We start from the raw sequence: 14,767 nt of genomic DNA on the forward strand, positions 1-14,767 counted from the left end.
GGTCGTACCCTGATGCCATGCCCCGCTACGAGTTCCGTTGCCGTGCCTGCGGCGACACCTTCGAGGTCAACCGTCCGATGATCCGGGCCGGTGAGCCGGCCTCCTGCCCGCAGGGGCACGACGACACGGTCAAGCTGCTTTCGACGGTCGCGGTGACCGGTCGCGGCGGCGCCCCGGCGTCCGGTGGCGCGTCCGCGCCCGGTGGCGGCGGTGGCTGCTGCGGTGGTGCCTGCGGCTGCTGATCCCGTCCGCTCGGGCCGTCGCGCTTGCCCGCGTCGAGGTCCAGTGGCACCTTGGGTCGGAACCTGCCCGGCCGTTCTCACGATGCGTGATGGCCCGGTATCAGGCAGCATGAACCCGACGTCACGGGCGGAGGTTCCACGCATGTCGCCACGGATCCACCTCCCGACCGGGTGGGTGACCTTCGTCTTCACCGACATCGAAGGCTCGACCCGGCTGGCTCAGCTGCTCGGGCCGGACTACCGTCCGGTGCTGCGCGAGCACCGCCGCCTGCTGCGCCGGACGATCGCCGCCACCGAGGGCGCGGAGCTGCTGACCGAGGGCGACTCGTTCTTCCTCGCGTTCGGCGACGCGACCGCGGCGCTCACCGCGTGCCTGACCGCGCAACGCGCACTGTCCGACCACGACTGGCCCACCGCCGAGGCCGCGCCCCGGGTACGGATGGGGCTGCACACCGGTTGGGCCGAGCCGCGCGACGGCGAGTACGCCAGCCCCGAGGTGCACCGGGCGGCCCGGATCGCCGCCGCGGCGCACGGCGCTCAGGTGCTCTGCTCGGCCGCCACCGCGCGGCACGCCGACCCGCTCCCGACCGGCGCCTCCCTGCTCGACCTCGGCCTGCACCGGCTGCGTGGCTTCGACGACCGGGAGCGGCTGTTCCAACTGGTCGCCCCGGGCCTGGAGCGGCAGTTCCCGCGGCCGCGTACCGCCGACGCGGTGGCGCACAACCTGCCCACCCAGGTCACCTCGTTCGTCGGCCGGCAGGCCGAGCGCGCCGAGCTGCGCCGGCTGGTCGAGGAGCACCGGCTGGTCACCGTGCTGGGCGCGGGCGGGGCGGGCAAGACCCGCCTGGCCGTGGAGCTCGCCACCGACCTGGTGGAGACGTATCCGGACGGGGTCTGGTTCGTCGACATCGCCACGGTGACCGACCCGGGGCTGGTGGCGTTCGCGATCGCCGCCGTGCTCGGCCTGCGCCCCGAGCCCGGTCGTCCGATGGTGGACACCCTGGTCGAGTACGCGGCCGCCCGCCGGATGCTGGTCGTGCTGGACACCTGCGACGCCCAACCCGCCGCCTCGGCCGACGTGATCTCCCGGCTGCTCGCCGGCGGGGTGGGCGTGCGGGTGCTGGCCACCAGCCGGGAGTCGTTCGGCCTGCCCGGCGAGGTGGTCTGGCGGATCCCGCCGCTCTCGGTCGACCCGCCGGTCGACGGCGCGGAGAGCGACGCGGTCGCGCTGCTGCTGGACCGGACCGCGGCGGCCCGGGGCGGCCGGCAGCCGGACCCGGCCGAGTCGGCCGACCTGCGCCGGGTGGTGCAGCGGCTGGACGGGTTGCCGCTCGCCATCGAGCTGGCCGCGGCCCGGTTGCGGGTGCTCTCGGTCGGCCAGCTCGCCGAGCGCCTCGACGACGTGCTCGGCACTCTGGACGCCGGACGGGACGACCCGGAGCCGCCCCCGGTGGAGCGCGGCTGGATGGGCAACCAGCAGGACACCGTGGACCTGGTCGCGGCGGCGGCCGGCGCCACGCCACCGACCCCGGCCACCCGGGCGGTGCAGCGGTCGGCCAGCGAGCGGCACCTCACCATGCAGGCGACGGTCACCTGGTCGTACCGGACGCTGGGGCCGCGGGCGGCCCGGCTGCTGCGCTGGCTGGCGATCTTCGCCGGCCCGGTGGACCTGGCCACCGTCGAGTGGCTGCTCGGCGACGACCCGCTCGACCCGCTCTCCGTCCTGGTGGACAAGTCGATGGTGCTGGCCGAGCCGCACGCCGCGGGCAGCACCTACCGGATGCTCGACCCGATCCGGGCGTACGCGGCGCGCCGGCTGGCCGAGGCCGGCGAGGAGCAGGCCGCCCGGGACCGGCACGTGGCCTGGTCGGCGCACGCGCTGGAGCGGGCCCACCTCGGCCCGGACGGGCGCCCGGTCACCCTCTCCCTCTACGCCCTCGACCCGCTCGCCGGGGAGCTGCGCGCCGCGCTGCGCTGGTGCGCCACCGGCGGCAGCGCCCGGGCGGGCCTGCGGCTGGCCGGTGGGCTCGACCAGTGGTGGCGGGAGCGGGGCCTGGCCCGGGAGGGACGGCTCTGGCTGTTCCGGCTCTACGGCCGGATCGCGGAGACCGGGGAGCCGATCCCGGAGGACGAGCTGGCGGCGGCGTACCACATGCACTCGCTGCACGCCGGCGCGGACGGCGAGTTCGCCGAGGAGCTGCGCTTCTCGCAGCGGGCCGAGGCGGCGGCCCGGCAGGCCGGCGACGCCGGGCTGCTGGCCCGGGTGCTCGCCGGGCGGGCGGCCCCGCTGGTCGACATGGGACAGTTCGCCGAGGCCGAGCGGGTCTGCCGGGAGGTCATCGAGTGGGCGCACGGCCAGGACGTGCTGGGCGACGCGCTGTTCGCCGTGTTCGGCCTGGCCGAGCTGCTCTGGCGGCGGGGCGCGCTGGACGAGGCGGCGGAGCTGCTCGGCGCCGCCCGCCCGGTCGAGGCGGCCCGCCCGGTGGAGCGGGGCCGGCGCTCGGTGGACATGCTGCTCGGCATGGTCGCCCTGGCCCGTGGTGACCTGATCGCCGCGCACGAGCACCTGCTGGTGGCGCTCCGGTCCCGGATGAGCCACGGCTTCCACGGCCGGGCCTGCGACACCCTGAACGGCGTGGCGGTGCGCTGTGCCGCCGGGGGCCATCCGCTGACCGCGGCCCGGCTCTTCGGCGCGGCCCAGGCCACCCGGGCCAGCCTGCGCTCCACCCCGGGCATCTACGGGACGTACTGGGCGGAGCGGCAGGCGCAGCTGCGCCGGGAGCTGGGCGACGCGGCCTTCGACGACGCGTACGGCGAGGGGGCCGAGCTGGGGCTGGAGGAGGCGGCGGCCCTCGCGCTCGGCGTGGAGCACCCCGACCTGGCGGCCGACTCGACCCGGTTCAGCACCGGCGTGCCGACCCCGGCTCCCCGCCGCCCGGCGGCGGACCCCCACCGCCACCCCACCCCTCACACCGAACACGCCTGACCCACCCCCCGGGCCCCGCCCCCGACCCGGTGATCATGAAGTTCACGTCCGGGTCCGGCCCGGAAATGACGCAAACCTCATGATCGACCTGGAGGTCGAGGGGGCGGGGAGAGGTGGGGTGGGAGGGAGGGTTCAGGAACGGGCGGCGGCGCGGCGTTCCGCGTCGGCCTTCATCCGGGCGGCGCGGTCGATGTCGGCCTGCTGGACGGCGGCGACCGAACCGAAGATGCTGACCGCCTGGTAGTAGGTCCAGGCCAGGCTGTAGCAGGCGGGCCGGACGACGGAGCTGTACGTGGCGCAGACCCGCTTCAGGTCCGCGTAGAAGGCGCTGTCCAGCCGGGACTTGTTGGCCGAGAACTGGCCCATCGCCTTGTAGTTGCGGTAGCCGAAGTCGTGCCGGTAGCAGGAGAGGTTGAAGGTGAACCCGAGGGGGTTGTCCGGGCTGGACGAGCAGTAGTCGGTGGACCAGTCGAACGCGTAGTCGGCCCAGGCGGCCTTGTTCAGCCGCGCCGCGTTCCAGGCGTTGTAGCTGGTGGCGCTGGTCTGGGTCCAGCTGGACAGGACGGAGAGCTTCTGTTGGGGCGTGACGGCGGCGGCGGGGGTGGCGATCCCGAGCGCGACCAGCAGGCCGAGCGCGCCCGAGGCGAGGAGGGTGGCGAGACGACGGGGCATGGCAACCTCCGCGAGGGTGTGCGGAACCATTTGTTACCGGCGGGTCACCGGATGTCGATTAGTGTCGATGAACCGCCCGCCCCGGATCTTGTATCGGTGTGAACTATTGGTGACATACGTTGAAACAGACGAATGCCCCGGGCGTCGGTGACGCCCGGGGCACTCGGTCGGTGGATCAGCGCACGACGTGCGGCGGGCTGAGCGGGCTCTCGTTGGCCAGCCGGTCGAGCGCCGTCACGTAGTAGGTGTAGCGCTTGCCCGGCTCGGCGGTGGTGTCCACCCAGGACTGCACCGCGCCCGGGGTGGCCCGGACGGTGTCCACCAGGTGCGTGGCGTCCGCGACGTCGCACTTGCCGGCCAACTGCACCCCGTCGAAGCGGTAGATCGCGTACGAGGCGGCCGTGCCGAGCGGGCCCATCCCGTCGGCCGGCTGCCGCCAGCTCAGCCGGACCCCGTCGTCCTGCCGAGCCGACCCGGTGACCACCGGCATGAGCAGCGGCTTGGCCGGCAGGTGCGACATGGTCGGGATCAGCGCCGGGCGGGAGTAGTGCTCGGCGGCGTAGATGTCGGTCGCGCCGAGCCGGTTCGCCCGGACCTGGACCGCCGAGAAGTGCACGTTGCCCAGCACCTCCGGGTGCGACCGGTTCAGCGTCAGGTGGTTGGACAGCTCCTGCGGGTTCATCCAGAACGAGCCGTACACCGGGTCACCGCTCTTGTAGTCGGCCTGTCCGATGTAGAGCTGCACCCGGGTGCCCTTCACCACGTCCGCCCACCACGGCACCAGCCGGGCGTAGTCGGCGGCCGGGTACTGGCCGATGTACCAGTAGAGCTGCGGCACCACGTAGTCGATCCACTCCTCCTTGACCCACTTGCGGGTGTCGGCGGAGATGATGTCGTACGACTGGCTGCCGGTGGTGTCCGAGCCGAGCGGGTCGGCGGACTTGTTACGCCAGATGCCGAACGGGCTGACCCCGAACTTCACCCACGGCTTCTCCGCCTTGATCTTGGCGTTCATCTCCTGGACCAGCAGGTTGATGTTGTCCCGCCGCCAGTCGGCCTTGTTGGTGAAGCCGCGGTTGTACGCCGCGAACGTCGCGTCGTCGGGCACCTGGTGGGTGCCGCTCGGGTACGGGTAGAAGTAGTCGTCGAAGTGCACACCGTCGATGTCGTACCGCTTGACGGCGTCCATCATCGCGGTCTGCACGAACTCGCGGACCTCGGGGATGCCGGGGTTGTAGTAGAGCCGGCTGCCGGCGACCCCGGCCGGCGGGTACGCGAAGGTCCACTCCGGGTGCTGCCGCGCCGGGTGGTTCGGGGCCAGCTTGCTGATGTCCGCGCCGGCGCCGCTCGGGGCCGGCATGGAGACGCGGTACGGGTTGAACCAGCCGTGGAACTCGAGGTTCCGCTTGTGCGCCTCCTCCACCACGAAGGCCAGCGGGTCCCACCCCGGGTCCTTGCCGCGCACCCCGGTCAGGTACTCCGACCAGGGCTCGTGCGGCGACGGCCAGAACGCGTCGGCGGTCGGGCGGACCTGGACCACGACGGCGTTGTGGTTCAGCCGCTCGGCCAGGTCCAGCCAGCCCAGGTATTCGGCCTTCTGGGTGGCGATCTGGTCCGGCGAGGTCCAGGACGCCTTGCTGGGCCAGTCGATGTTGGTGACGGAGGCGATCCACATGGCCCGGAACTGCCGCTTGGGCGTGGCCGGGTCGGTGACGCAGGTGGTGGCGGAGACGTCGGTCGCCGCCGCTTCGGTGGCGTTCGCGGGGGTGCTGGCGACGAGCGCGCCGAGCAGTGCCGCGGCCAGCCCGGCGGCTCCGAGCCGAGTTGCCTTCATGCGGTGTGTCCCTTCGTGGGGAATCCCGTGGCAGGTTTCGTCGCGGCGGCCCTCGGCAAGATTCGCCGTCGGCTATCTGCCGCTGGTAGGAAATTTTCACACCAGGTGTGCCGCGCGCAAGTGGTGCGGGGCGGAACGGTCCGTCCGTCGGATAGGCGGCGGTCCGGACTCCCGCGTCACGTTCCGGCGGGTGACCGGGAGCACACGGTGGGTGGTGACCGGGTTGGCCCGAAGAATGGCGGTTGGCGACGGTCCGCGGTGGGTACCGACGGCGGTCACCGGCCGCCAGCGTGGTGGTCGGCACGGTGGGGAGGGGTGACCGGGTGTCCGTGCTGCGTACCAAACCGATCAAGGACGTGCTGGCCCAGAGCGAGGCCGACGGCTCGGACGGCGGGCCCGGACTGAAGCGGCGGCTCGGCGCGCTCGACCTGACCGGTTTCGGCATCGGCATCGTCATCGGGACCGGCATCTTCACGCTCACCGGCATCGAGGCCCGGGACAGCGCCGGCCCCGGCGTGGTGATCTCCTTCGCCATCGCCGGCGTGGTGGCGCTGCTCGCCGCGCTCTGCTACGCCGAACTCGCCTCCAGCGTGCCGGCCGCCGGCAGCGCCTACACCTACGCGTACGCCACCATGGGCGAGATCGTCGCCTGGATCATCGGGTGGGACCTGCTGCTGGAGTTCGCGCTCGGTGCCGCGGTGGTCGCCCGCGGCTGGTCCGGCTACCTCGCCGAACTGTTCGACCTGCCCGCCGCCTGGTTCGCCGAGGACGGCAGCGTGGTCAACCTCGGCGCGATCGCGATCGTGCTGCTGCTCGGCGTGGTGGCCATCGTCGGCATCCGGGAGTCCGCCCGGGTGACCAACCTGCTGGTGCTGGTGAAGGTCGGCATCTGCGTCTTCGTGGTGCTCGCCGGCGCGTTCTTCGTCAAGGCCGCCAACCTGACCCCGTTCATCCCCTCGCCGCAGCCCGCCGAGGCCGGCGAGGACGGCATCAAGCAGCCCGTCACCCAGGCGCTGTTCGGGCTGGAGCCGTCGGTCTTCGGGTTCGTCGGCGTGCTCAGCGCCGCCGCGGTGGTCTTCTTCGCGTACACCGGCTTCGAGGCGGTGGCCAACCTGGGCGAGGAGACCCGCCGGCCGCGCCGGGACCTGACCCTCGGCCTGCTCGGCACGCTGCTGGTCTCCACCGTGCTCTACATCGGCGTCTCGCTGGTGGTGGTCGGCATGGTGCCGTACACCGAGATCGACCGGGGCGCGCCGATCGCCGCGGCGTTCGAGTCGGTCGGCGCCGGGTGGGCCGCCGTGCTCGTCTCCATCGCCGCGGTCGCCGGCCTGACCAGCGTCATCCTGGTCGACCTGGTGGCGATGGGCCGGATCGGCTTCGCCATCAGCCGGGACGGGCTGATCCCGCCGTCGATCGCCACGGTGCACCCGCGCTGGGGCACCCCGTACCGGATCTCGGCCATCATGACCGTGGCCGTCGCGCTGCTGGCCGGCTTCCTGCCGCTGTCCGCGCTGGCCGACCTGGTCAGCATCGGCGCGCTCTGCGCGTTCGTGCTGGTGTCGGTCGCGGTGCCGATCCTGCGCCGCAAGCGCCCGGACCTGGACCGGCCGTTCACCGTGCCGTTCTCCCCGGTGCTGCCGGTCGTCTCGGCGCTGGCCTGCCTCTACCTGATGCTCAACCTGTCGGTGGAGACCTGGCTGCGGTTCGGCGGCTGGATGCTGCTCGGCGCGGTCATCTACTTCGGCTACGGCTACCGGCGGAACCGTCTGGCCCGTCGTTCCTCGTCCTCGTCCTCTCCGGCTACCGAATCGGCTTCCGTGTGATCTCTGGGTGGGTTTCCGGGGAGCCCGGCCCGCTCCGGGCGGTCAGGCTTGATCCCTCCGCGGGCCGGGCTCCCCGGAAACCCTCCGGTGGTCCCACGCCGCGCTCCGGTCACGCTTCCTTTGCTGTACGCGACGGCGCGGCACCCGATCGTGTCGGGTGCCGCGCTGTCGGTGACTCCGGACCCCGGCGTGTCTTCCGGGTGGTCGGATTTATGGAAGGTCCCTGGTCAGGGTTTTTTCTGGGGTTCGGCCGTGGGGCCGTTGATCCTGGGTTTGCCGTCGGGCCAGGTGACCTCGTCGAGCCAGAGTTGGCGGCCCGGGTCGACGCTGCCCTCCTGGCCGGGCGGCCAGGCGTGGTAGAGCAGCCAGGTGCGGCCGTCCTTGACCACCATCGAGGCGTGGCCCGGGCCGGAGGCCGCCTCGTTGGTCTTCAGGATCGGGTTCTCCGGGGCCTTCAGGCAGGGGCCGGTGGGCGACTCGCAGACCGCGTAGCCCTCGGCGTACTCGGCCCGGTCGTAGGCGTTGGCGGCGAAGAAGAGGAACAGCTGTCCGTCCTGGCGGTGGAAGAACGGCCCCTCGATCAGGTTGCCCTCCCACGGCTCGGTCTGCTTGAGCAGCTTCGTCGGCTCGCCGACCAGGCGCAGCCCGTCGTCGGAGAGGCGCTGCGACCAGAGCCAGGTGTCCACCCCGATGGCGTTGCCGTCGTTCTTCCACAGCAGCCACAGGCTGCCGTCGGTGTCCCGGAACGGGCTCGCGTCGATCGCCCCGCCCAGCTCCGCCTGGCAGATCAGCGGCCTGGTCGAGTCGTCCCGGTACGGCCCCTGCGGCGCGCCGGCCACCGCCCGGCCGACGCACTGCCGGCCCGACTCGCGCCCGGCCACCGTGTAGTAGAGCAGGAACCGGTCCGGCGCCAGCTGGATCGCCTCCGGGGCCCAGGTCTTCCCGGCGTCCGCCCAGCCGGGCAGCTCGGGCAGCGCGTCGCCGGCCGGGGTCCAGTCGACCAGGTCGGGCGAGGTGAGCACCGGGACGTTCCGGCCGCCGGCGTTGGTGTGGAACAGGTACCAGGTGTCGCCCACCCGGATCGCCTGCGGGTCGGGCGCGTCGGTGCGTCCGACCGGGTTGGTGAACATGCTCGGGTCGCTCCCGGTGCTCGTCGGTTTCGGATCTTCGGCGCCGCCGCAGCCGGCGACGAGCAGCGCGGCGGCGAAGGCCGCCGCCGCGCCGCGCCACCGGGTCGTCCCGGCCGTCATCCCTTCAGGCCGCTGCGCGACACGCCCTGGATGATGTGCCGTTGGGCGAGCACGAAGAGGATCAGCACCGGCACGCTGGCCAGCACCGCACCCGCCATGATCACCGGGTAGTCGGTCACGTAGGCGCCCTGGAGCAGGCCCAGGCCCGGCGGCAGGGTGAGCATCTCCGGGCTGAACAGCACGAAGATCGGCCAGAGGAAGTCGTTCCAGTTGGTCAGGAACGACAGCACCGCCAGGGTGGCCAGCGCTGGCCTGGACAGCGGCAGCACCACCTTGAAGAAGATCTGCCACTGGTTGGCGCCGTCCAGCACCGCGGCCTCCTCCAGCTCCCGGGGCAGGGAGAGGAAGAACTGCCGCAGGAAGAACACCCCGAACGCGCTCGCCGCGCCCGGCACGATCACCACGGTGAGGGTGTCGATCCAGCCCAGCGTGTCGACGATCAGGAAGTTCGGGATGATCAGCGAGGTCGGCGGAATGAAGAGCGTCCCGACGATCAGCGCGAACGTCACCCCGCGGCCGCGGAACCGCATCCGGGCCAGGGCGTACGCGGCCATCGAGGCGGTCACCAGCACCAGCACCGCGTGCAGGGTGGCGGCCAGCATGCTGTTGGCGAACCAGCGCAGCACCGGGTTGGCCGTGTTGTTCAGGATCTGCTCGTAGCCGTACCCGGAGACCGGATCCGGCAGCCAGCTCGGCGGGATCTGCTGGGCGCCGGCGTAGGTCTTCAGCGAGGTGATGACCATCCAGACCAGCGGGGTCAGGAAGACCAGGGCGAGCGCCACCAGGGTGGCGTAGAGCACGGTCCGGCGCAGCACGGTCCCCGGGGCGCGCGTGGTGCGCGTGGGCGTCGTCATGGCGGTCCCCTCAGTCTTCCCGGTAGCGGAAGAGGCGGAAGTTGGCGATGCTCACCACCGCCAGCATCAGGGCGAACACGATGCTCATCGCGGCGGCCCGACCGGCGTCGTTGTCCCGCAGCCCCTCCTCGACGATGAACCAGACCACCGAGCGGGTCTCGGTGCCCGGCGCGCCCTGGGTGATCAGGAACGACTGGCCGAACACGTTCGCCGAGGCGAGCACGGTCGTGGTGATCACGAAGAGCAGCACCGGACGCAGCCCCGGGAGGGTGACGTGCCGGAACCGTTCCCAGGCGCTCGCGCCGTCCACCTTCGCCGCCTCGTACAGCTCGGCCGGGATGTCCTGCAGGCCGGCCAGGTAGATCACCGCGTTGAAGCCGGAGGTCCACCAGACGGTGACCCCGACCAGCGAGACCCAGGCCCACGGCACGTCGGTCACCCAGGGGGTGTCCGCCGGCAGGCCGACCGCGCCGAGCAGCCGGTTGACCAGGCCCAGGTTGGCGTCGAGCAGGAACCGCCAGAGCAGGCCGATCACCGCCACGCCCAGCACGTACGGCGCGAAGTAGATCGCCCGGAAGAAGGTCCGGCCGGGGAACGAGCGGTTGAGCAGCAGCGCCAGCCCCAGCGGGACCACCACCAGCAGCGGCACCGAGAAGACGGTGAAGATCGCCGTGGCCCGGACGCTCTGCCACCAGTCGCCGTAGACGGCCGAGTCGCTGGAGAAGAGCTCCTGGTAGTTGTCCAGCCCGACGAAGGGCCGGTTGGGCAGCTGGAAGTCCCACTGGTGCACGCTCAGCCAGAGCCCGAGCAGGATCGGCAGCAGGCCGAAGACCCCGAACAGCACCAGGTACGGGGCGAGGAAGAGGTAGGGCGTCAGCCGCCCGGTCCGGCGCGCCGAGGCGCCCCGGCGGGTGGTGCCGGCCGCCGGGGGCGGCGCGTCACCACGCGCCGCCCCGACCTCGATCACGTCCGCCACGGGGCATCAGCTCCCGTACTTCTTGCGGTTGTCCTCGAGCTGCTTGTTGGCCTTGGCCACCCCGTCGTCCATCGCCTGCTTGGGCGACTTCTTGCCGAGCGCGGCCTCGTTGAAGGAGTTGTAGAAGGTGGTCATGACCTCGCCGAGGCCCGGCGTCGCCGGCGGGAAGGCCGCGTACTCCAGCTCGGGGGCGAGCGAGTTGACCTCGGCCAGCGCCTTGAACTCGGCGCTGTCCCGGACCGTCTTGCGGGCCGGCACCTGGCCACCCTTGGCCCAGTCGAGGGAGTGCTGGCTGAGCCAGTTGATGAAGACCTTCGACGCGGAGACCTTGTTGGCGTCGTTGGCCCGCTGCTTGACGATGGTGAAGTTGTGCGAGTTCGCCCAGGCCGCCGGCTTGCTGCCGATCTGCGGCAGGGGCGCCACGCCCCACTGGATCTCCGGGCTCTTCTTCAGGTCGTTGATCTGCCAGATGCCGTTCCAGTTGAAGGCGTTCTTGCCGCTCTTGAACGCCAGGTAGTCGGCGTCCTGGCCGACGTTCGCCGGGGAGTGGCCCTGCTTGATCAGGTCGACCAGCCAGGTGCACGCCTCGACGGCCTGGTCGGAGTTGAAGACCGCCTTGGTGGCCTCGGCGTCGAACACGCTGCCGCCCCACTGGTGCACCAGCGAGTAGAAGGTCATGCCGCCGGTGAACTGGAACGGGCTGACCCAGAAGCCCTGCACGCCGGACTTCTTCAGCTCGGTCAGCGCGGCGGTGTACTCGTCCTTCGTCGTCGGCGGCTTGTTCGGGTCCAGGCCGGCCTTCTGCATGACCCCCTTGTTGTAGTAGAACCCGAGCGGGTGCATGTCCAGCGGGATGCCGTACCGCTTGTTGTTGTAGAGGCCGCCCTGCCAGACGGTGGGGGCGAAGTCGCCCTCGGAGAGCTCCAGGGTCTTGGCCACGTCGTCCAGCTCGGTGATCACGCCGCGGGCGGCGAAGGTGGCGAGCTGGTCCATGTGCATGACCGCGATGTCCGGGCCGTTGCCGCTGGAGGCGGCGCCGGGCAGCTTGTTGTAGTAGTCGTCCCACTGGTAGGTGGCGATCGACACGGCGATGTTCTGGTGCTCGCTGTTGAACTGGTTCACCAGGGTCTTGAAAATGTCGCCGTCACCGCCGGTGAAGCCGTTCCACAGCTTCAGGTCGACCTTCGGCCCGGTGTAGTCCTTGCCACCGTTGCCCGCCGCCGGGCCGGACGCGTCGTCGCCGCCGCCACAGCCGGCCAGGGTCAGCGTGGCCGCGGCGCCGAGCCCGAGCCCGAGGCCGAGCAGCCGCCGCCGGCTCATGTCGTTCTGCATCATGGCTGGTATCTCTCCTTGGGGGGACGGATTGAAATTGTGCCCTGGTCAGGGCCGGTCCGGCGTCAGGCGCCGGCAGGGGCGAAACGCAGCACGTTCCAGGAGACGGCGGGCAGGCGCACGGAGCACCGGCCGCCGTCGATGGTGGGGGTGTTCAACTCCCGGGGCGTCACCCGGTCGGGCTCGGCCTCGGTGTTCGTCGCCGACGGGTCATCCCCGGCGGCGAGGCTCACATGGGATGAAGCGGACAGGCCCGGCAGGCCGCGCAGGTCGAGCCGCAGCTCCAGGTCCGTCTCGTCGCGGTTGACCGCGAAGACGGTCAGTTCGCCGGTCTCCTCGTCGTGCACGGCGACCGTGTCCAGCACCGGGACGTCCCCGTACCGCTTGGTGTCGTAGCGGGGGGAGACCGGCTCGGTGCGCAGCACGGTGCCCCGGGCGTACCGGGCGGTCAGCGCGAACGGGTGGAAGATGCTCTGCCGCCAGGCCGGCCCGCCGGTGCGGGTGCGGATCGGGGCGATCACGTTGGCCAACTGCGCCTGGCAGGCCACGCCCACCCGGTCGGCGTGCCGGAGCAGGGTGATCAGCAGGTCGCCGACCACCACCGCGTCGACCGCGGTGAAGTCGTCCTCGATCAGCGCCGGTGCCTCCACCCAGCCGCGCCGGTCCAGGTCGGCCTTCAGCCGGGACTCGTACCAGACGTTCCACTCGTCGAAGGAGATCTTGAGCTTCCGCTTGTGCCGCTGCTTGGCGGCCACGTGGTCCGCGGTGGCGACCACCTCGCGGATGAAGTTGTCCATGTCCACGGCCGAGGCCAGGATGCTGGCCCGGTCGCCGTCGGAGGGGTCGTAGTAGGTGTGCGCGGAGATGTAGTCGACGTGCTCGTAGGTGTGCTCCAGGACGGTGGCCTCCCACGCCGCGAAGGTGGGCATCCGCCGGTTGGAGCTGCCGCAGGCGACCAGGCTGATCGACGGGTCGATCATCTTCATCGCGCGGGCGGTCTCGGCGGCCAGCCGGCCGTACTCGTCGGCGGTCTTGTGGCCGACCTGCCACGGGCCGTCCAGCTCGTTGCCGAGGCACCAGAGCCGCACCCCGTACGGATCCTCGGCGCCGTGCTTGCGGCGTAGGTCGGACAGCTGGGTGCCGCCCGGGTGGTTGGCGTACTCGAGCAGGTCGCAGGCCTCCTGCACGCCCCGGGTGCCGAGGTTGACCGCCATCATCGGCTCGACGCCGGCCTCGGCGGCCCAGGTCATGAACTCGTCCAGGCCGAAGGCGTTGGTCTCGATGGTCTTCCAGGCCAGGTCGAGCCGGCGCGGCCGGTCGCCGACCGGGCCGATCCCGTCCTCCCAGCGGTAGCCGGAGACGAAGTTGCCGCCCGGGTAGCGGACCACCGAGACGCCGAGCTCGCGGGTCAGCTCGAGCACGTCGCCGCGCAGCCCCCGCGTGTCGGCGGTGGGGTGCCCGGGCTCGTAGACCCCGCCGTAGACGCAGCGGCCCATGTGCTCGACGAACGAGCCGAAGAGGCGCCGGTCGGCCGGTCCGATCGCGAAGGCCGGGTCGATGGTGAGCTGCGCGGTCCGCAAGGGTGCCACCTTTCCTGTTGCCGGTCCCCGGTGACCGCGGTCACCGGGTATCCATGGTTTGTACAACGTTGTAAGCAACGTTGTAAAGAGGCTGTAATGCGGTCGTGACACGGTAAAGTGCGGTCAGCAACTGGGGGAGGAAGTCAGTGCGGCACAGGCTCAAGGACGTCGCGGAACGGGCCGGCGTGTCGGTGAAGACCGTCTCGAACGTCGTGAACGGCTACGTGCACGTACGGCCGGACACCCGGGCCCGGGTCGAGGAGGCCATCGCCGAGCTGAACTACCGGCCCAACCTCTCCGCCCGCAACCTGCGCAAGGGGCGCACCGGCGTGATCGCGCTGGCCGTGCCGGAACTGGACATCCCGTACTTCGCCGAACTGGCCCGGCACGTGGTCACCGCCGCCGCCGAGCTGGGCTGGACGGTGCTCATCGACCAGACCGGCGGCGGGCGCGAGCAGGAGCGGGTGGTCGCCTCCGGGATCACCGACCACCTGATCGACGGCCTGATCTTCAGCCCGCTGGCGCTCGCCGCCGAGGACCTCGCCAGCCTCGACGGCACCCCGATGGTGCTGCTCGGCGAGCGGGTGGACCACGGCCCGGCCGACCACGTGGTGATCGACAACGTGGCCGCGGCCCGGGAGATGACCGCGCACCTGATCGGGCTCGGCCGCCGGCGGATCGCCGCCATCGGCTCGCAGCGCACCCCGGAGGGGGCCAGCGCCCGGCTCCGGCTCGCCGGCTACACCGCCGCGCTCGCCGACGCCGGCATCGACTACGACGAGCGCCTGGTGGCGCCCGCGCCGGCCTGGCACCGCGCCGACGGCGCGGCCGCGATGCGCGCCCTGCTGGCCTCCGGCGTACGCCCCGACGCGGTCTTCTGCTTCAACGACACGCTGGCCCTCGGCGCCCTCCGCGCGCTGCACGAGGCCGGCCTGCGGGTGCCGGAGGACGTCGCGGTGGCCGGCTTCGACGACATCGAGGACGGCCGGTTCTCCATCCCCACCCTCAGCACCATCGCGCCGGACAAGGAGCGGATCGCCCGCCTGGCCGTCGAACTGCTGTCGAACCGCCTGGACACCGACCCCACCGCCCCACCGCGAGAACTCTCCGCCCCCTACCACCTGACCCCCCGAGAATCCACCCTCGGCCGCTAACCCCCTCCCCTCCCCTCCCGTCCCCGGGCCGGCCCCCGGGTCCCCCCGTTGATCATGGAGCTAG

11 protein-coding genes are annotated in these 14,767 nt (G+C 71.9%); 4 read left to right on the forward strand and 7 right to left on the reverse strand.

Annotated elements, in window-relative coordinates:
- Window positions 1-17 precede the first annotated feature (17 nt).
- Together ACVCAH_RS01955 and ACVCAH_RS01960 are read left to right on the forward strand one after the other, a co-directional pair.
- Complete coding sequence (locus ACVCAH_RS01955) at window positions 18-242, forward strand: FmdB family zinc ribbon protein (protein WP_447134280.1); 225 nt, start codon at window positions 18-20, stop codon at window positions 240-242.
- 142 nt (window positions 243-384) lie between these two features.
- Window positions 385-3,228, forward strand: coding sequence for an ATP-binding protein (locus ACVCAH_RS01960; protein ID WP_447134281.1), 2,844 nt, complete (start codon window positions 385-387; stop codon window positions 3,226-3,228).
- Between the two features lie 132 nt (window positions 3,229-3,360).
- On the opposite strand, the gene ACVCAH_RS01965 is transcribed toward ACVCAH_RS01960, so the two are convergent.
- Together ACVCAH_RS01965 and ACVCAH_RS01970 are read right to left on the reverse strand one after the other, a co-directional pair.
- Window positions 3,361-3,900 carry a phospholipase gene (locus ACVCAH_RS01965; protein ID WP_447134282.1) on the reverse strand — a complete coding sequence of 180 codons (540 nt, stop codon included), beginning with the start codon at window positions 3,898-3,900 and terminating at the stop codon, window positions 3,361-3,363.
- 175 nt (window positions 3,901-4,075) lie between these two features.
- Window positions 4,076-5,734, reverse strand: a complete 1,659-nt coding sequence (locus ACVCAH_RS01970; protein WP_447134283.1) for a glycoside hydrolase family 10 protein — start codon at window positions 5,732-5,734, stop codon at window positions 4,076-4,078.
- A gap of 323 nt (window positions 5,735-6,057) precedes the next feature.
- On the opposite strand from ACVCAH_RS01970, the gene ACVCAH_RS01975 reads away from it, so the two are divergent.
- Window positions 6,058-7,557 (forward strand): amino acid permease, encoded by a 1,500-nt coding sequence (locus ACVCAH_RS01975; RefSeq protein WP_447134284.1) that lies wholly within the window; start codon window positions 6,058-6,060, stop codon window positions 7,555-7,557.
- 227 nt (window positions 7,558-7,784) lie between these two features.
- On the opposite strand, the gene ACVCAH_RS01980 is transcribed toward ACVCAH_RS01975, so the two are convergent.
- The 5 genes from ACVCAH_RS01980 to arfA form a co-directional block, all read right to left on the reverse strand.
- The gene (locus tag ACVCAH_RS01980; protein ID WP_447134285.1) at window positions 7,785-8,807 is read right to left on the reverse strand and encodes a glycoside hydrolase family 43 protein; all 1,023 of its coding nucleotides are present in this window, start codon (window positions 8,805-8,807) and stop codon (window positions 7,785-7,787) included.
- Window positions 8,804-9,661 carry a carbohydrate ABC transporter permease gene (locus tag ACVCAH_RS01985; RefSeq protein WP_447134286.1) on the reverse strand — a complete coding sequence of 286 codons (858 nt, stop codon included), beginning with the start codon at window positions 9,659-9,661 and terminating at the stop codon, window positions 8,804-8,806. The genes ACVCAH_RS01980 and ACVCAH_RS01985 overlap by 4 nt, the downstream gene beginning before the upstream one ends.
- A 10-nt stretch (window positions 9,662-9,671) precedes the next feature.
- Entirely contained in the window at window positions 9,672-10,637 is a 966-nt protein-coding gene (locus ACVCAH_RS01990; protein ID WP_447134287.1) for a carbohydrate ABC transporter permease, read from the reverse strand.
- A 6-nt stretch (window positions 10,638-10,643) separates the two neighbouring features.
- Entirely contained in the window at window positions 10,644-11,972 is a 1,329-nt protein-coding gene (locus tag ACVCAH_RS01995; RefSeq protein WP_447134288.1) for an ABC transporter substrate-binding protein, read from the reverse strand.
- Window positions 11,973-12,034: 62 nt separating this feature from the next.
- A complete protein-coding gene (arfA, locus tag ACVCAH_RS02000) occupies window positions 12,035-13,549 on the reverse strand; it encodes an arabinosylfuranosidase ArfA (RefSeq protein WP_447134289.1) in 1,515 nt (504 codons plus the stop codon).
- 146 nt (window positions 13,550-13,695) lie between these two features.
- Between arfA and ACVCAH_RS02005 the strand changes: the two genes are divergently transcribed.
- On the forward strand, window positions 13,696-14,703 hold the full coding sequence (locus tag ACVCAH_RS02005) for a LacI family DNA-binding transcriptional regulator (RefSeq protein ID WP_447134290.1): 1,008 nt from the start codon (window positions 13,696-13,698) through the stop codon (window positions 14,701-14,703).
- Window positions 14,704-14,767 lie beyond the last annotated feature (64 nt).

It is taken from the genome of Micromonospora sp. LZ34 (genome assembly GCF_052981855.1).

Bases quoted from the DNA above. Each gene is read 5' to 3' on its own strand.
- ACVCAH_RS01960 (WP_447134281.1), top strand. From the start codon at position 385: ATGTCGCCACGGATCCACCTCCCGACCGGGTGGGTGACCTTCGTCTTC.
- ACVCAH_RS01970 (WP_447134283.1), bottom strand. From the start codon at position 5,734: ATGAAGGCAACTCGGCTCGGAGCCGCCGGGCTGGCCGCGGCACTGCTC.
- ACVCAH_RS01985 (WP_447134286.1), bottom strand. From the start codon at position 9,661: ATGACGACGCCCACGCGCACCACGCGCGCCCCGGGGACCGTGCTGCGC.
- ACVCAH_RS01965 (WP_447134282.1), bottom strand. From the start codon at position 3,900: ATGCCCCGTCGTCTCGCCACCCTCCTCGCCTCGGGCGCGCTCGGCCTG.
- ACVCAH_RS01995 (WP_447134288.1), bottom strand. From the start codon at position 11,972: ATGATGCAGAACGACATGAGCCGGCGGCGGCTGCTCGGCCTCGGGCTC.
- ACVCAH_RS01980 (WP_447134285.1), bottom strand. From the start codon at position 8,807: ATGACGGCCGGGACGACCCGGTGGCGCGGCGCGGCGGCGGCCTTCGCC.
- ACVCAH_RS01955 (WP_447134280.1), top strand. From the start codon at position 18: ATGCCCCGCTACGAGTTCCGTTGCCGTGCCTGCGGCGACACCTTCGAG.